Annotated in this window: 15 protein-coding genes; 13 read left to right on the top strand and 2 right to left on the bottom strand. The window is 27.9% G+C overall.

Annotated elements, in window-relative coordinates:
• Nucleotides 1-67 precede the first annotated feature (67 nt).
• Entirely contained in the window at nucleotides 68-1,951 is a 1,884-nt protein-coding gene (asnB, locus tag JJC01_12400; protein ID UDN56976.1) for an asparagine synthase (glutamine-hydrolyzing), read from the top strand.
• Between the two features lie 73 nt (nucleotides 1,952-2,024).
• Here the strand turns inward: asnB and JJC01_12395 are convergent, their stop codons facing one another.
• A complete protein-coding gene (locus JJC01_12395) occupies nucleotides 2,025-3,461 on the bottom strand; it encodes a trypsin-like peptidase domain-containing protein (GenBank protein UDN56975.1) in 1,437 nt (478 codons plus the stop codon).
• A 329-nt stretch (nucleotides 3,462-3,790) separates the two neighbouring features.
• Here JJC01_12395 and JJC01_12390 point away from each other — a divergent pair, with 329 nt between their 5' ends.
• The 10 genes from JJC01_12390 (at nucleotide 3,791) to JJC01_12345 (ending at nucleotide 15,544) form a co-directional block, all read left to right on the top strand.
• Nucleotides 3,791-4,369 carry a TerD family protein gene (locus tag JJC01_12390; protein ID UDN56974.1) on the top strand — a complete coding sequence of 193 codons (579 nt, stop codon included), beginning with the start codon at nucleotides 3,791-3,793 and terminating at the stop codon, nucleotides 4,367-4,369.
• A gap of 34 nt (nucleotides 4,370-4,403) precedes the next feature.
• Nucleotides 4,404-4,982 carry a TerD family protein gene (locus JJC01_12385; protein UDN56973.1) on the top strand — a complete coding sequence of 193 codons (579 nt, stop codon included), beginning with the start codon at nucleotides 4,404-4,406 and terminating at the stop codon, nucleotides 4,980-4,982.
• 85 nt (nucleotides 4,983-5,067) lie between these two features.
• Complete coding sequence (locus JJC01_12380; protein ID UDN56972.1) at nucleotides 5,068-5,697, top strand: TerD family protein; 630 nt, start codon at nucleotides 5,068-5,070, stop codon at nucleotides 5,695-5,697.
• Entirely contained in the window at nucleotides 5,687-8,446 is a 2,760-nt protein-coding gene (locus tag JJC01_12375; protein UDN56971.1) for a calcium-translocating P-type ATPase, PMCA-type, read from the top strand. The genes JJC01_12380 and JJC01_12375 overlap by 11 nt, the downstream gene beginning before the upstream one ends.
• Before the next feature lie 84 nt (nucleotides 8,447-8,530).
• A complete protein-coding gene (locus JJC01_12370) occupies nucleotides 8,531-10,093 on the top strand; it encodes a hypothetical protein (protein UDN56970.1) in 1,563 nt (520 codons plus the stop codon).
• Nucleotides 10,094-11,230 (top strand): toxic anion resistance protein, encoded by a 1,137-nt coding sequence (locus JJC01_12365; GenBank protein UDN56969.1) that lies wholly within the window; start codon nucleotides 10,094-10,096, stop codon nucleotides 11,228-11,230.
• A 60-nt stretch (nucleotides 11,231-11,290) separates the two neighbouring features.
• Nucleotides 11,291-12,367 (top strand): HpcH/HpaI aldolase/citrate lyase family protein, encoded by a 1,077-nt coding sequence (locus JJC01_12360; protein UDN56968.1) that lies wholly within the window; start codon nucleotides 11,291-11,293, stop codon nucleotides 12,365-12,367.
• Entirely contained in the window at nucleotides 12,345-13,583 is a 1,239-nt protein-coding gene (locus JJC01_12355) for a phosphoribosyltransferase family protein (protein UDN56967.1), read from the top strand. The genes JJC01_12360 and JJC01_12355 overlap by 23 nt, the downstream gene beginning before the upstream one ends.
• A 53-nt stretch (nucleotides 13,584-13,636) precedes the next feature.
• The gene (locus tag JJC01_12350; GenBank protein ID UDN56966.1) at nucleotides 13,637-14,725 is read left to right on the top strand and encodes a cysteine protease StiP family protein; all 1,089 of its coding nucleotides are present in this window, start codon (nucleotides 13,637-13,639) and stop codon (nucleotides 14,723-14,725) included.
• Between the two features lie 27 nt (nucleotides 14,726-14,752).
• Nucleotides 14,753-15,544: an HAD hydrolase family protein gene (locus tag JJC01_12345; GenBank protein ID UDN56965.1), complete on the top strand. Its 792-nt coding sequence runs from the start codon at nucleotides 14,753-14,755 to the stop codon at nucleotides 15,542-15,544.
• A gap of 100 nt (nucleotides 15,545-15,644) precedes the next feature.
• Here JJC01_12345 and JJC01_12340 read toward each other — a convergent pair whose 3' ends face one another.
• Nucleotides 15,645-16,199, bottom strand: coding sequence for a cupin domain-containing protein (locus tag JJC01_12340; protein ID UDN56964.1), 555 nt, complete (start codon nucleotides 16,197-16,199; stop codon nucleotides 15,645-15,647).
• A 196-nt stretch (nucleotides 16,200-16,395) separates the two neighbouring features.
• Between JJC01_12340 and JJC01_12335 the strand changes: the two genes are divergently transcribed.
• Complete coding sequence (locus JJC01_12335) at nucleotides 16,396-17,598, top strand: DUF819 domain-containing protein (protein ID UDN56963.1); 1,203 nt, start codon at nucleotides 16,396-16,398, stop codon at nucleotides 17,596-17,598.
• A 59-nt stretch (nucleotides 17,599-17,657) separates the two neighbouring features.
• Nucleotides 17,658-18,641, top strand: a complete 984-nt coding sequence (locus JJC01_12330; GenBank protein ID UDN56962.1) for a membrane dipeptidase — start codon at nucleotides 17,658-17,660, stop codon at nucleotides 18,639-18,641.
• Nucleotides 18,642-18,783: the final 142 nt, after the last annotated feature.

Below are 18,783 nucleotides of genomic sequence, written 5' to 3'. Positions count from 1 at the left end.
TTTTGAAGGCAAAGACAAAACTATGAAATAAGGATAACACTAAAAATTAGGAAGGAAATTTGATAATATGTGTGGCAATATTTCAATTTATTATAAAGGAGATATATCTAAAAAAGAAGATATTAAATTTAAAATAAAAGAATCTGTAAATAATATAAATCATATAAGTCTTGATAGTAGAGGATACTTAAAAGGTGAGGAAAAAGAGTTTGATTTTAATAGATTTGATGTAATAGATGTTATACATGGAGTTAAACCATTTGAAAAAGATGGAAAGGTTATAGTTTTAAATGGTGAAATATATAATAGTTGCGAGATAAAAGAAGAATTGATTAAAAAAGGGTACAGCTTTGCTACAGATAGTGATATTGAAATCTTATTAACATCTTATATAGCATTTGGAAAAAATTGTGTACATAAGATAAAAGGTATGTTTAGCTTTATAATATATGATAAAGAAAATGAAAGCATATTTGGGGCAAGAGATTTATTTGGAATAAAACCACTTTACTATATAAATAAAGAAAAAGTGATAATCTTTGCATCAGAATATAAATTTATACTCGAGTATGTTAAAAAACTAAACATAAATGAACGAAGTTTACAGAGTTATTTTTCGTTTCAATATGTTCTTCCTGAAGATACTATGATACAAGGAATAAGATTGATACCAGCAGGACATTTTTTTAGAGTGGAAAACGGAATACTATCTTTAAAGAGATACAATAAACTTGAATTTAGGAGTAGTACAAAATTTTTTTACAGTAAGAATCATTTAGGGAATAGAGATATAGGCGAAGAAGAAATAAGAAATGTAGTAATAGATTCGGTAAGAAGACAGGTAGCAGAAAATAAACAAATTGGGACATTTTTGTCTGGTGGTATAGATTCATCAATTATAACCTCTATAGCTTCACAAATTAATCCAAATATAAAGTCTTTTTCGCTAGGTTTTAATGTTAAAGGGTATAGTGAATTGGAAATAGCTAAAAAAACAGCTGATAAATTGGGCATAGAAAACATTCCACTTAACATAACACAAGATGACTATATAAAAGCATTACCGAGTGTAATTTATTTTTTGGATGACCCTGTGGCAGACCCATCAGGAGTAGGTCTTTATTTTTTAATTAAAGAAGCTAGTAAATATGTTAAAATAGCTTTGTCTGGAGAAGGTGCTGATGAATTATTCGGGGGATATAATGTATACAAGGAATATAATAATGTGAAATCAGTTATAAATTCACCAGTGTATATTAGAGGCGTATTAAATAGAGTTTCAGAGCTTATGCCTAATATAAAAGGCAAAAATTATCTTTACAGAGCTACAACACCTTTAGAAAAGAGATATATAGGAAATGCGAAGATTTTTGAAAATAATGAAGTAAAAAGATTCTTTTTTAAATATAAGGAAAAGAATATACATGAGTATTTATTATCAAATTTGTACAGAGAAGCGCAGAAAAATAATTACGATTATATAAGTAAAATGCAACATATAGATGTAAATACATGGCTTCAAGGTGATATACTTCAAAAAGTTGATAAATTTTCTGTAGCTGAGCATCTAGAACTTAGAGTACCTTTTTTAGATAAAGATGTATTTGATGTAGCAAAAAATTTAAGAGTTGAACAAAAAATAACAAAAAATAACACAAAAGTGCTACTTAGAGAATCTTTTAAAGATATAGTACCAGAGCATGTTATTCAGAGAAAAAAATTAGGATTTCCAACGCCAATAAGAGTTTGGTTAAAAGATGATTTAGGAGTTGTTGTAAGAGAAACTATTTCCAATGCAAATGTAGACGAGTTTATTGATAAAAAATATATAATAAAACTTTTAGATGAACATCTAAAAGGTCACAAAGATAATTCAAGGAAAATATGGACTATATTTACATTTTGTCTATGGCATCAATTGTTTATAGAGCATAAAAACATCAAGTATTAATTTTTTCATGATATGGAGAGGGCGAACATATATAATGTTCTCACCCTCTCTATTGGTATGAAGAAAGAGTAAATTAGTTTATTATTTCGATAAAATTATTGGCAAATATTTTGACAAGATGACTTTCCACTGCTAGATTTAAGTTTTGTCCATCATCATATCCAGCAGAAATTAATCCCAGTAAATTGCCAAACATATCTAAAAGAGCCCCTCCAGAACTACCACTAGAGATTGGAGCTGTAAATTGTATCATTTGAACTGTTTCAAAGTCACGAAAAGCAGAGATAATTCCATCTGAAACTGTATTGAAAAGACCTAAAGGGCTTCCAATTGCAACTATTTTTTGGCCTCTTACAGGTTTTTTACTAACCTTGACTGGTATTGATTTACATTCTCTATCAACTTTTATTACAGCCAAATCATAATCTGAGTGGTATTTTATGATTTGATGTGATGTATAAACTTTATCATCATTTTCAAATCTAACTAAAAATGAATAGCCTTCATTAACTACATGGAGATTTGTAAGTATGTAACCTTCACTATTTATGACTACTCCAGAACCGCTCTTGAATGGTTTGTTTTCATTATCACACACAACAATCATAACAACGGAAGTTGATAATTTTGCGAGTTCTTCATATGTAAGTTCTATTTCTTTATCTTTTTTATTTTTTGTAGATGTAAAGTTTGTGTCAACAGAAGTTTGTTCAGATTGAGGTTTATTTATAGGAGTATAAGTTTTGTTATTATTGATGTTCTTATTTATATCTGTATTTAATTTTTCCAAAGGTATATCTAGCATAGTTGGACTTTTTTTAGAAAATTCAACTAAAGTAGAAAATCTAGAACATTCAGGATACAAATCAAGGATATCCTTATGAGGATTTATATATAAAATATCACATCCAAGCTGTGATAAAAAATATAAGAAAAAAAGTTCCTGTCTCTTAATATTACCAAAATACACTACCTTGGGTGAAACAGTAATTTTAATTTTATTATAAAATAATTTAGGTAGAAAATAATCTATCCAACATAAAAGTTTAACAGCAAAATTTTTAACAATAGAAGGTGTTGAATGTGGTGTGTTTTTAGAAAACAAATCTAATGTATTTTTAAATGCAATTTTTTTTGTCCAATCTAATGTATCATTTTCTATCTTACAAGGAAATTCAATATTGTATAAATTCCAACTGTTAAATTTAGCATCATTATAAGTATTGAAAGTATTGAGCATCTTATCTGTTTGTGATTTATCAAAATTTATATTTAAGTTGTTTAGACTAATATAGGGAACTGTTATATTGTTAAAAAAATGAGCATCTATATTTTTGATGTTTTTTATGTATTTATCAATCGAATTATCAATACCTATATATCGTGTAAAGTAGACTTCTTTAATATAAGAAGAACTCTTATTTGTATAAGACTTACTAGACATAAATTCATTTAAAGGCTCTTTTGAGTTCTTTATTACAACTTTTAATGGTTTAATAGTACAAATCATATTTTTTCTCCTCTAATAAGATGATATAATCTATTATAAAACATCTTAAAACAATATAGTACAAAGAATTTTGTAGTTTCAAAATAAAATGTATACTTGTATATATAAATGATATATAATTACATATTAAACATAGATTTTATCTATTTAAAAAAATATGTAAAATCTATGTAAAAAGTAAGAAATATAAACATTTTTTTAATTATATTTTAAAAATATCAAGTAAGTTTTATTCACAAATGAATAAAAAATGTTATAATATGATTAAAGAAAAAGATAAATAATTAGCAAGATTTGTTTAGCTAAAATTAACAAGGGAGCGATAAATTATGGGTATAACATTATCAAAAGGCCAAAAGGTTGATTTAACTAAGGGAAACCCAGGGCTTAAAAATATTTTAGTAGGGTTAGGATGGGACACTAACAAGTATGATGGTGGATTTGACTTTGACTTAGATACAGCAGCATTTTTAACAGGAGCAAGTGGAAGTGTTACTAATGATGGAGATTTTGTATTTTACAACAATTTAAAGCATACTTCTGGAGCAGTTGAACATTTAGGTGATAATAGAACTGGTGAAGGTGATGGAGATGATGAGCAAATAGTTGTTGATTTATCTAAGATTCCTGGAGAAATAAGCAAAATTTCTTTTACAGTTACAATTCATGATGCTACAGAAAGAACACAAAATTTTGGGCAAGTAAGTAATTCTTATATAAGAATAGTAGATAAAGATACAAATGAAGAGCTAATAAAGTATGAATTAGGTGAAGATTTTAGTATAGAGACAGCTATAGTAGTAGCTGAAATATATAAACACAATGGAGAATGGAAATTTAACGCACTAGGTTCTGGTTTTGAAGGTGGACTTGCTGCGTTATGTGGAAACTTTGGAATAAACTTATAATTTTAAATACAATAAACTAGAGGGGGTATTTTCCATGGCTATAGTATTAAAAAAAGGACAAAAAATTGATTTAACTAAGGGAAATCCAGGACTTAAAAATATTAGACTTGGACTAGGATGGGATACAAATTCATTTGATAGTGGATATGATTACGATTTAGATGTCAGTGTTTTTATGGTAGGAGAATCTCAAAGAGTTGAAAGAGATGAAGATTTTATATTCTATAATAATTTAAAACATCCATCTGGAGCAGTTGAGCATTTAGGTGATAATAGAACTGGTGAAGGTGATGGAGATGACGAAGAAATATTAGTAAACTTAGATACAATGCCAAAGCATATACAAAAAATAGCTGTAACAGTTACAATATATGAAGCTGCTGAAAGAAAACAAAACTTTGGACAAGTAAGTAACTCATATATAAGAGTTTTAAACTCTGAAAATGACCAAGAAATATTAAGATATGACTTAGGCGAAGAATTTAGTATAGAGACTGCAATTACAGTATGTGAGATATATAAATATAATGGAGAATGGAAGTTTAGTGCAGTTGGAGCAGGATTTGAAGGTGGCTTAGAAGCACTTTGCAGAAACTATGGATTAAGTGTTTAGTATGAGTAACACAGTATATTAAATATAAGTAGCCTATACAAATAATGTATAGGTTATATTATATAAAATTTTATGGAGGTTTAGTATGTCAATTAATTTATCAAAGGGTGATAAAATAGATTTAAAAAAATCCAACCCAGGATTGAGTAATATACTTGTGGGCCTAGGATGGGACCCTGTGCAACAGTCAGGTGGAGGATTCCTTAAGTCTTTATTTGGTGGAGGACAAGCTGATATAGATTGCGATGCATCTGTATTTATGCTAAATCAGGAAGGAAAATTAAGTGGTATAAAAGACTTAATTTATTTTGGAAATTTAAAGAGTGCCTGTAAGTCAGTTTTACATACAGGAGATAACTTAACTGGTGAAGGTGTGGGTGATGATGAACAAATTCTAGTTAATTTAGATAAAGTTCCATCAAATATTCACAGATTATTATTTGTAGTAAATATATACAATTGTATAGACAGAAAACAACACTTTGGGATGATAAAAAATGCCTATATAAGAGTTGAGGACCAAAGCAATAAAAAGGAAATAGCAAAGTATAATTTATCTGATAATTATTCAGAAAAAACTACTCTTATAGTAGGGGTTATATATAGAAAAGATGGAAGTTGGCAGTTTAAAGCAATAGGTGAAGGAACAAAAGATGCGGGTCTTAAAGAAGTAATGCAAAATTTAGACAGGATTGAGTGTGTATATGGAATTTAATAACGATATCAAATATTATAATGTTGACAAAGAAGACGTAACTAAAGACTTATCTGTTAACCCTGATAGAGGTCTATCAGAATCAGAAGTCAAGACTAGAAGAGAAAAGTATGGTTTAAATGAATTTACACCAAAAGAGGAAGGAAGCTTTTGGGATGATTTAAAAGACAGTTTAAGTGAACCAATGATAGTTATTTTAATTATTGCAGCAGTAGTAAGTGCAGTAATTGGAGAAACTCATGATGCAATAGGGATTGTAGGAGCTATAGCAATAGGTATAGCAATAGGTATGATTACAGAAGGTCGTTCTAAGAAAGCAGCAGATGCTCTTTCTAAGATGACTGAAAATATTGAAGTTAAAGTACTAAGAGATGGAGAAATACATCAAATTTCTAAGAATGAACTAGTACCAGGAGATATAGTATATATTGAAACTGGTGATATGGTACCTGCTGATGGTAGACTTATAGAAACTATAAATCTTAAAATTAGAGAAGATATGTTAACAGGAGAATCAGATGATGTATCTAAAAAATGTGATGTAGTAGTTCCAATGGAAGAAATAGAATCTAAAGGAGCACTAGTGGTACAAGAACCAATTCCTGCAAAACAAATAAATATGGTATTTGGTGGTACACTTGTTGCTTATGGTAGAGGAATATTAGTTGTAACTTCAATTGGAGATAGCAGTGAAATGGGTAAAATCGCTCAAAACTTATCAGATGCAGATGAGCAAACTCCACTTCAGATAAAGCTTGGAAATTTAGGCGGATTGATAGCTAAAGTTTCCAGTGCAGTAGCAGGACTATTATTTATATTCATGGTTTTCCAAATGGTAAGTAAGAATGTATTAAATGTTGATATGTCTGGAATTTTACCATTTTTAGAATCAATAGACCCTGTTAAAACAGCCTTTACAGTATGTGTTGCATTGATAGTTGCAGCAGTTCCAGAAGGTCTGCCAACTATGATAAATATGACACTTGCAATAACAATGCAAAAAATGGCTAAAATAAATGCCTTAGTTACCAAAAAAGAAGCTTGTGAAACTATAGGTTCTGTTTCTGTAATATGTTCAGATAAAACTGGTACATTAACAGAAAATAGAATGACAGTAGAAGTTGCATATATTGATGGAAGATATATTGAGAGCTCAGAAGAAGAAATAAATAGTTATTTTGAAGAAAACTGTATGATAAACTCTACAGCTGATGTAGAGCATAATGATAATGATGTTAAGTACCTAGGAAGTGCTACAGAATGTGCATTACTTCTATATTATAAAAATGTAGATTACAGACAAGTTAGAAAAGAATCTAATATAGTAGCTCAAAATCCGTTTACTTCTGATTCAAAGAGAATGACATCTGTCATAGGTCAAGATAATAATCATGTGTTGTTATCAAAAGGAGCACCAGAAGTATTGCTTGAGCTATGTTCACACATTCAAAGAGGTAAAGACATAGTTCCAATAACTGAAGGTATAAAACATGAGATTTTAGAAGAAATAAAAAAATTACAAGTAAAATCAATGAGAACCTTAGGTTTTGCATATAAAGAAATTTCCCAAGCTGAAGAAGAAGCAGCAGTAACTGCTGAAAGTGATTCTATGAATGTAAGTGCAATGGAAAGTAATTTAGTATTTAGTGGATTTGTTGGTATAAGAGACCCACTTAGAAAAGATGTTATAGAATCAGTGAATACAGCAAATAAAGCTGGTGTTTCTGTAAAAATGCTTACAGGAGACAATATAAATACAGCAAGAGCTATAGGTGAAGAGTTAGGTCTATTAAAAGGAAATATGAGAGCAGTTGAAGCTTCATATATAGATACTTTAGATGATGAAGAATTAAAACAAGAAATACAAACTATTTCGATTGTTGCAAGAAGTAAGCCAGATAGTAAAATGAGAATAGTTTCAGCTCTTCAAAAGAGTGGAGATGTTGTTGCTGTAACAGGTGATGGGATAAATGATGCCCCAGCGCTTTCAAAGGCAGATGTTGGTATAGCAATGGGTATATCTGGTACAGAAGTATCAAAAAGTGCAGCAGATATAATTTTAACTGATGATAGTTTTAGCACTATTGTAAAAGGTATTAAATGGGGTAGAGGAATTTATGATAACTTCCAAAGATTTGTTCAATTCCAATTAACAGTAAATGTAATTGCATTTTTAGTGGCTATAATATCTCAGGTTATGGGACAAGAAATGCCATTTACAACAATACAATTGTTGTGGGTAAATATAATTATGGATGGGCCACCAGCACTAGCATTAGGTTTAGAGCCTGTTAGAGACCACGTATTAAATAGAAAACCTGTTGATAGAAAAGCAAATATAATTTCTAAGTCAATGGTATATACAATAGTATTAAATGCATTCTATATAACAGCAATACTAATGTTACAATCTACATTTAACTTCTTAGGTGTTGATGAAGCTCATAAGGGAACTGTAATGTTTGCGTTATTTGCTTTTAGTGCATTATTTAATGCATTTAACTGTAGAGAATTTAGTGCAGATAGTATTTTTCCAAACTTTACACATAATAAACTAGCATTACAAATAATAGTTTTAACAGGTATTGCACAAGTAATATTTACTCAGTTATTCCAAGATTTCTTTAATTCTGTAGCTATGGATGTTATGACATGGGTAAAAGTTTTATGTGTTGCAGCAAGTGTAGTTGTATTCAATGAAGTTGTAAAGTGTGTAATAAGATTAGTAAAACCAAAGAAAACAGCTTAAAACAAATTTTATAAAAAAACAAACTGGCTCAAAATATATATTTTGAGTCAGTTATCAATAAACAATTAAATTGGGAGGATAATTATGGGTGACTCAAAGGTATTTGAAAAAATATTCTCCAGCCAATCAGATAGAGGAAATTACACTCCTTCAAAGGGATATCTAAGTTATTTTATTTCATATATTGGTTTAGAAGATGAGATTTTGTATAATCTTGAAATATTTAAGGCGAAGCAAAATATTGATAGTAGAAAAGATATTGCCTTATTTACTGATGCTATAGCAAATCCTAGTGATTTTGACATTATTAATTATTTTAAAAATGGGCTTAAAAATTATAAAAACAGTACAGAAGATGTAGACATAAGTATTTTAGGGTTTGAAGAAATAGATTATAAAATAAAGCAAGCAATAGATAAAGTATTAAAAGAGGAAGAAAAAGATTTTACTAATGATAGAGTTAAACAAAATTTTATAGTGAAAATAATGGCATGGATAAAGACTTATATTGGTGCCTTAGATATAAATAAAAATGATGCTCCAAAAATAATATTTTATGGAGACATAAAAAAGCATGAAGTCTATCTACTTTTAATATTGTACTTAGCAGGATTTGATATATTATACCTTAATCCAAACTCAAAGAGTAATATAAGTATCTTAAATTTAGAGAAATATAAGATAGAATTAGAAGAGGCTAATATAATAGAAGAAAATGTTTCTTTTGAAGATAGAGTTGTTTCAGGTGAAAAGATAGATAAAGGCTCTGTAAAAAAAGCTTTTACTGTTGGAGCAGAAGCATCAAAAAGAATAAGTGAAGAATTGTTAAATGATGCTGGATTTATAAAACCCTGGCAACTTCAAGATAGAAAAATAAAAAGCTTGCTTTTAAGTTCAACTATTGATGAAATATCAATATATTGGAATCAGCCATTAAAATTGAGACCAGGATTTAAGTTTAATGATATTATAGTAGAAACTCCAGTTTTCTTTTCTAAAATCAATGGAATATATAATGATAAAAATGAATACATTAAGTTTTTAGATTTATTAAGAGATTCAGAAAGTTCAACATTTATTGAATTTAATGGAGAGATAGATAGATTTTCAAAAGAATTTACAAGAGAAGCTTTTAGCCTATCATTTGTATTAAATTCAAAAGGTATTATAGATAAAAATTCTGTTTTAAATAATAAAGAATATTCTATTTCAACATTAGCATTAAATCAACAAATTATGATTTTAGAAAAAGTGGAAGAACTTATAGAAGGCAACATGTTTTTAAATGGACTAAGTGGAGAGGATAAAATAAAAGGCTTATTCACAGTACTTCATATGGATAAAAAGCTTGTTCATATGATGAATAATTTCGATTACTCTCTCATAAATCCAAAGTTGGTTATATATATGTATAAGAGCATTGTGTTTGATAAAGAAGTTGTATTCCTAATGCTTTTACTTAGTAAAATTGGATTTGATATTATTATATTATCTCCAGGCGGAGAAAATAATATAGAAAATGTTATAAATAACCAATTGATTGATATACACAGATTGGATAAAATGGTATATGACCTTAAATTGAACTTACTTGAAGATGGAATACCTTTACTTAAAAAAATTTTTGGCAAGAGGAGACGATTTTAAATGGGGATAAATATAAATAATTTTTCAAAAGATAATAATTCTGTAGAGACTGTTGAAAATTTACCTACGACTATACAAGAAGAAAATTTTGATATAATGGAATATACAAATAATAAAAAAAATGAACTTAGAAAGTCTAAAGAGGTGGAGGCTTTAACTTCTCTTATAGAAGTAGAAAATCCAGATACAATTTTACAATTTGGTAGAAAAGCATCTGAAGGAGTAGCTAGAGTTTCTGATAGCCTATTAAACACAATAAAATTAAATAGAAATGAAGAAAATTCTAAGATGCTTGTTCACTTAACTAAAATAATGGATAAGTTTGATTTAGATGATTTTCAAGAAACTAAGGAACCAAATTTTGTTCAAAAACTTTTCAAAAAAGCTAATAATGCTATTGAAATGATGTTTCAAAAGTATGAAACACTGGGAGGAGAAGTTGAAAAGATTCAAATTGAACTTGAACAATATGAAAGAGATATAGCTCTTTCTAACAAGCAAATTGGTGCTATGCTAAATGAAAATTTTGACTTTTATAATGAACTTCAAAAATATATTGTTGCTGGAGAAATGGCAGTAGAAGAAATGGATAATGAAATACTACCATATTTCAAACAAAAATCAGAGACTAGTGGAGACCAAATGGATATTGTCAACTATCAAGAACTATTAAAAGTCTATGATATGTTAAATCAAAGAGTCTATGATTTAAGGATAGCAGAAAATATAGCTATTCAGACTATACCTATGCTGAGAGGTATGCAACATAATAACTATGGTTTAATTAGAAAAATCAATAGTGCCTTTGTTGTAACTCTACCAGTATTTAAACAATGTTTATCTCAAGCTATATTACTTAAAAAGCAAGAATTACAAGCAAAGTCTTTAAAAGCTCTTGATGATAAAACTAATGAATTACTGCTTAGAAATGCACAAAATGTAAGTTCTCAAAGTGCACAAATAGCTAGGATGGCTGGAACAAGCTCTGTGCAAATAGAGACATTAGAAAAAATGTACAATACAATTAAATCTGGTATAGATGAAACTATGAGAATAGAAGAAAATAATAGAGTTACAATTAAGGATAATACAAAGAGATTAGAAGAATTAAATACAGCTATAATTTATAATAAGTAGTATATTAAGGGCTAATTTTGATAAAGTTGGCCCTTTCTATGTATATGAGGAGGCCACACATTGAAATATTTCGATTATATCTGCAAAGAGTATTTAGAGAAAATTTTTTTGAAAGTGCCAGAAGACTTTAATGCCAATACTGAAAAAGATGTACTGAAATATGCACTAGGTGCTTTTTTATACGTTCCAGCGACTCAATATAACATGATTTATAAAAGTATTATAGGTGATGTTAAGGGAGTTAGACCATTAGCTATTTGTTTAGAAGATGCTGTTGGGGCAAATGGAGAATCTGAGGCTATAGAAAATCTTAAATTGATTTTGAAAAATATTAGCAATGAAAATATAACTAATAAAGATGGTATACCATTAATTTTTGTGAGAATAAAAGATGTAGAGCAATTGCTAAGAATTAAAGATATTATAATTAAAAACAATAATACAATAACAGGAATATTGATTCCTAAAGCAAATTCTGAGTTAATTGAAAACTGTATAGAAGTTTTGAATTCTATAGGTCTTCAAAATATGTATGTTATTCCAATAATAGAAACAAGAGAATTCATATATAAAGAAAACAAAGAATTAAGCTTCAGTAGTTTATATAATACTATTTTAAGATATAAATCAAGAATACTCAGTATTAGAATAGGTCTAACTGACATATTAGGTATGTATGGTATAAGAAGAAATAAAAATTTTTCTATATATAATAATTTAATTTGTTCTTCTTTTATATTAGATATAATTACATATCTTCAAAGACCAGAGATAGATATACCAATAAGTGGAGGTGTATCGGAATTTTTTGATATGACAAATGAAGAGATAAGAAATAAGTATATAGAAGAAATACTATTGGATAAATTTCATGGATTAGTTGGAAAGACAGTAATTCATCCAATGCAAATTCAAATTGTACAAGCTTTGTCTGCAGTATCATATGAAGATTTTACTGATGCTTTGGAGATACTTGATAGTACAAATAGTAAATATGGTGTGAGTAAAGGCATATTAGGTGAGAGAATGAATGAAACTAATCCTCATTTTTTATGGGCTAAAAAAACATTGATTTTATCTAAAATATATGGTGTATTAAATAAAGGAGTAGACTATGAAGAATTGCTTAAATTTTAATTGTGAGATTGACATTGTTGATAATCCATTGAACTTAGATTTAAATGATTTTTTAGATATAGGAATAAGAAATAACAGCAAAAGACGTTTTTTATTTATATCAAAAAAACTTGGAAAACATTTAGCTTGTAAGCCAAGTGAAATGGATAATTTAGGAAAACTAATGGCTACGATTTATAATAAAAAAAATAAGGTGGCATCAAATGGAACTGTAATAGCTTTTGCAGAAACTGGGACAGCCGTTGGGCATAGCTTTTTTGATTACTTATCTGGAAATTATGAATTTATTCATACCACTAGAGAGCAATTTGATGAGCTAGAAAATTTAGACTTTTTAGAAGAACATTCTCATGCAACAGACCAAAATTTATATTTTGAAATGCTAGACAACTTTAAATTTGGCGATGAAGTAATTTTGGTAGATGATGAAATTACTACAGCTAATACATGTATGAATATAATCAGAAAGATTCAAAGTATCTATCCTAAAAAAATATATACTATATGTTCTATACTTAATTGGGTAAGTGATGAAAATTTAAGAAGAATTAGTAGTCTAGAAATAGAACTTGGATGTAAAATAGAATTTGTGTATTTATTTAAAGGAGACTTTAATTTTGATATAAGTGAAGATATTGTTGCAAATTACAATGATAATTGCAATATTAGTAAATTGAGTATTATGAAGGATGATAAAATAAATTTAATAGTAAATCATATCAATGTTGATTTAGAAGATTATATTGGAAATAAAAAATATATAAGATATACAGGTAGGTTTGGAATTAACAAAAGAGAACAAATTAAATTAAAAGAAATTATAAAAAGAGAAAGTAAAAAAATAGTTATAGAAAGTAAAGAATCTTTAAAAAAGAAAGCAGAAAAGGTTCTATTTTTAGGCACTGAAGAATTTATGTATATACCTATGTTATTTGCAAAAGAAAAAGAAAATCAATGTGATATATACTATCATTCAACAACTAGAAGTCCAATAATTAATATTGATAAAAATAATTATCCTATTAGAAGTAAATTTAAATTAAAGAGTTTTTATAATTTAGATGTTCAAAATTACATTTACAACATAGACAGACATAATTTTTCTGAGTGTTATTTATTTGTTGAGTTAGATAAAAGTGAGAATTCTTATCTGGAATTTATTGATATAATTAAAAATACAAGTATAAAAAAATTGACTATAGTATGTTGTAGCTAAAATGTTTTATTGCGATAAAATATATCACAGTTTTAAGATAGGAGTTGAGTCATATGAGAGAATTTAGCACATATTCTAAAGATGATGTTATCTTTTTATTAAAAGATATATCAAATTTAATTGAAGAAGAAGGAAACAAAGAGAGAGAGTTAAAAATACAAAATGGTAGACATTATTCGGAAATGATACCAATAGAGTATGAGGTTAGCGAAGATTATCTGAAATTATATCATGATAAACTAGAAGAAAATAAGAATAAACTTGCATTTTCTATAGGTGTTATGTGTGAAAAGATAATTAAAAAAAATGGAAATGATGTTGTACTAGTTTCACTTGCTAGAGCAGGAACACCAATTGGTATTTTGGCAAAAAGATATCTAAAAAATAAGTATAGTTTAAATTTACCTCACTATACAATATCTATAATAAGAGATAAAGGAATAGATATGAATGCAGTTGAATATATAATAAATAGTCATCCAGATTCAAACATACAATTTTTAGATGGATGGACTGGCAAGGGAACAATATCAAGGGAGCTAGAAAAAGCATGTGATGAGCTTAAAATTAAATTTAAAAAGAATTTTGATTCAACACTTGCTGTATTAGCTGACCCTGCTGGATATTCTGGACTTTATGGAATTAGAGAAGACTTTTTAATACCAAGTGCATGTTTAAACTCAACTGTTTCTGGATTAGTGAGTAGAACTGTGCTAAGAGAAGATTTGATTGGTAAGGATGATTTTCATGGTGCTAAGTTTTATAGCCATTTAAAGGATAAAGATGAGTCTATAAATTATATAGAAACTATAGAAGCATGTTTCAAAAACCAATTTGAAAATATATCTGATGAAGTTGAAAAATGGAAAAGTGATATTATAACTAAAGATGGTTATTTTGATGTTTTAAATATAAAGAAAAAGTACGATATAAAAGATATCAACTTTATCAAGCCAGGGGTAGGAGAAACAACAAGAGTTTTACTTAGGAGAGTTCCATATAAGATACTTGTTAAAGACTTAAATGATAAATCTTTAGAGCATATATTTATTTTGGCAAAAGAAAAAAATGTTGAAGTTGAGAAAATAGATTTAAAAGCTTACAAGTGTTGTGGCATAATAAAGAATATGAAAGATGTTTAGAAAATATATTTGACAGGAGAATGCTGAATGATTGTTTTTTCAGACTTAGACAGGAGTATTATTTACTCTGATAAATTTTTAAATACTAATAAGAGATACAACAATATAGAAATCTATAAAGAGAAAGAAATCTCTTATATATCTTTAAATACTATAAATTTAATAAAACAAATACAGTACTATGGTATGTTTGTACCAACTACTACTAGAACAATAGAGCAGTTTAAGCGTATAGAATTTAATAAATATGGTATTTACTTTCCATGGAGTATAACTTCAAATGGAGGAGTTATACTTAAAGATAATGAAATATTGAAATCATGGAGTGAAAAGATAGACAAATTAAAATCTGACTATGAGCCTATTGAAAGCATGGTAGATAAATTTAAAATTTATTTGAATGTAGAAGGAATAACTAATTTTAAAGTTGCAGAGGATACATTTTTTTATATAGTTGTAGATTTTAAAAAATTTAATTTAGATTCAATTAGGGAGTATATAAATATATTAGAATCAAAAAATTGGAGATTGTATGTGAGTGGTAGAAAAATTTATTTTATACCAAAAGAAATCTCAAAAGAAAATGCCATAGAATATTTAACCAAAGAATTAGGAATAGAAAGTTTTTATGCAATTGGGGATTCTATTATGGATTATGGGATGCTCGATATTTCAAATAAAGCTTATGTATTGAAGCATGGTGATATAAATAAAAATGAAATAAAAAACACATTTATATCAAGTAAATTTGATGGAATGAGTGGAACTGAGGAAATATTATCTGAAATTTTAGATGAAAGTTGTCTACTCAATATATAACCAATAAACTAGAAAAGTCTGAAATAAATTAGGATAAAATTTATCATACTAATTTATTTCAGATTTTTATTAATTTATATTTAAACAAGAGCTGCATATATTAAAATGAAGGTGGAGTCATTGCCCAGACGGAAATACATTCATCATCATCACAGTTTTCATATATATGTGGTATAGTGCTGTTAAAATAAAAACTGTCACCCTCCTCTAATATATACTCTTTATTACCAAGTGTTATTTTCATTTTTCCTTTTATTATGTATCCGCATTCCTCTCCTTCATGTGTAACAAATTCATTACTTTTTTTTGTATGTCCATTTAATGTAACAAGTATAAATTCTATTTTTTTTCCAATTAAATTAGGAACAAGAAGCTCGTAAAATTTTGTAGAATCGTTAGTTACTATTTTCTTTCGATTGTTTTTCTTTACTACTATATTAGAATTATCCTTCCCAATATCATCAAAAAAATAACCTATGTTTACATCAAGCGTTTTTGATATTTTCCACATTGCTATAATTGATGGAACAACCATATTACGTTCAATTTGACTTATTAAACCTGTACTTAAACCAGACTCTTTTGCTAAGGTAGCTATACTTATATTTTTAGATTTTCTAAGAGCTCTAATTTTGCTTCCAACATCTATGTCCATTAGATAAAAACCCCCTCAAACATGATTATAACATATATAGTTTTCAAAATTAATAAAATAAAATAAAAGTTATATAATGCATGTATTTACATCGTTATATTGAATTTTCTGAAAAGATGAATTATAATAGTATTAATATTCAATATATTGAATATTAATACTGATATTTTAATTTAATGAAATGGAGGCGGTTGAGATGAAGAGTTTTGTAAGTCCTGATAATATTTGGGTATTGTGGGCAATTGTAACTGGATGGGCAGCATTTAGTATTTATTTAGAGCAAAAGTATAGTTGGGCATCAAAAATATCAGGAGCAATAATAGCTCTTGTAGGAGCAATGTTATTATCAAATCTAAATATTATACCAGTAGAGTCTGTTGTATATGACCAAGTCTGGGGTTATGTTGTCCCTTTAGCCATAGCTTTGTTGTTATATCAATGTAATATCAAAAAGATATGGAAAGAGAGTGGAAGATTACTTGTAATATTTCTTGTAGGTTCTATAGGAACTGTACTTGGAGCTATGATTGGATTCTTGGCATTAAAAAATGCAGTACCAGATTTAAATATTGTTGCAGCCATGATGACAGGTTCTTATATAGGTGGAAATGTAAACTTTGCAGCTATGTCAGGAGCATTTGATGCACCTGGAGAATTGGTATCAGCAACTGTTGTAGCAGATAATCTTTTGATGGCATTATATTTCTTTGTTTTAATAGCTATCCCATCTATTGGATTTTTTAGAAAACATTTTAAACATCCACATGTAGATGAGATGGAAAGCATAGGTGTAAATGAAGGCGAAACAATAGCAGCAAATTATTGGGGAAGAAAAGAAATATCTTTAAAAGATATAGCAATAGCCATTGGTAGTGCTTTTATAATAGTTGCAGTATCAGTAGAATTGTCAGGTTGGTTTAAAGCTATAATACCAACATCAAATCCATTTTTAGCAATGTTAAATACTTTATTTGGCAATCAATATCTAATAATAACTACTTTAACTATGATGTTTGCTACCTTTATGCCTAATTTCTTTAGTGATATAAAAGGAGCGCAAGAGCTGGGTACATTTTTAATCTACATTTTCTTTGTCGTAGTAGGTGTTCCTGCTTCAATCCCATTAATAATTCAAAAATCACCATTATTACTTTTATATTGTGGAATAATGGTACTTATAAACATGCTAGTTACATTTACAGTTGCCAAAATATTTAAGTTTAGCTTGGAAGAAGCTATTCTTGCATCTAATGCAAATATTGGTGGACCTACAACAGCAGCAGCTATGGCAATATCAAAAGGGTGGTCTAAGTTAGTAGGGCCAATACTTATAGTTGGAACATTTGGTTATATAGTTGGTAATTATTTTGGTCTTTTGGTAGGAAATATTTTAATATAAGTTTTGTAAAGAGTGAAAAACAAACGTTTGAAAAAGATTTTATTTAATTGGAGGTTGTCATGATTTTTGATGGACATTCAGATACTTGGTCAGATGTAACGATAAGAAGAATTAATGGAGAGAAAGATGTATTTAGAAGAATCCATCTTGAAAATTTTAAAAAAGCAAATATTGAAGGGGCTATTTTTGTAATATGGATAGACCCACCATATGATAAAAAGCCTGAAAAGAGAGTTAAGCAGATAATAGAATGTGTAAAAGAAGAAATTGAAGATATGAAGGATATTGTAAACATAGTAAAAAAATATTCTGATATAAATAAAGGTCTAAATGAGAATAAAATAAATATTTTAATTGGTCTTGAAGGTTTAAGCCATGTTGGAAAAAATTTAGACTTAATCGAATATTATTATAAAGAAGTTGGAGCTAGACATGCATCATTAACTTGGAATGAGCAGAATGAACTTGCTACAGGGTGTTTAGGAGATGAAAATAGAGGCTTAACTGCAATAGGAAAAAAAGCAGTAGATAAGTTAGAACAATTAGGTATGCTAATAGATGTATCACATCTAAATGAAAAATCATTTTGGGATTTGATGTCAGTTGTAAGTAAACCAGTTATAGCATCTCATTCTAATGTTAAGAATCTATGTGATGTAAAAAGAAATCTTACAGATAATCAATTAAAAGAAATTTCAAAAACAGGTGGATTAGTGGGAATAAATAGCTTTAGAGCATTTACCAATATTAATCCTAAGAAGCAAGATTTAATACATTTAGTTGACCATATAGATTATATGGTGAATCTTATAGGTATAGAGCATGTATCTTTTGGTTTTGATTTTAGCGATTATCTAGGAGAAGAGACTATAGGTTCTTTTACTGAAGAAAATTCCAAAAATCCAAGTGTAGATGGGCTTAAAAGTACATATGAAGCTAAGAATATAATAGTAGAGCTTGAAAAAAGAGGATATAAAAAAAGTGATATAAATCTAATATCTAGTGGAAACTTTTATAGAGTGTTTAAAGAGATACTAAAGTAAGATAGTAATTAAATTAGGTGTAGAAAATACTATATTTAATAAGAAGCATTCATATATATAGATTTATATATGAGATATGGGTTAGATTAAATTTAAATGTTACTAGAATTTTTAATTCTAGTAACATTTTTTATATAAAAAA

The sequence above is a fragment of the Clostridioides sp. ES-S-0010-02 genome, assembly GCA_020641055.1.
In the GTDB taxonomy this organism is placed as follows: Bacteria; Bacillota; Clostridia; order Peptostreptococcales; family Peptostreptococcaceae; genus Clostridioides.
The sequence above is the reverse complement of the archived record's forward strand: the minus strand, read 5'-3'. Positions and strand labels throughout refer to the sequence as shown.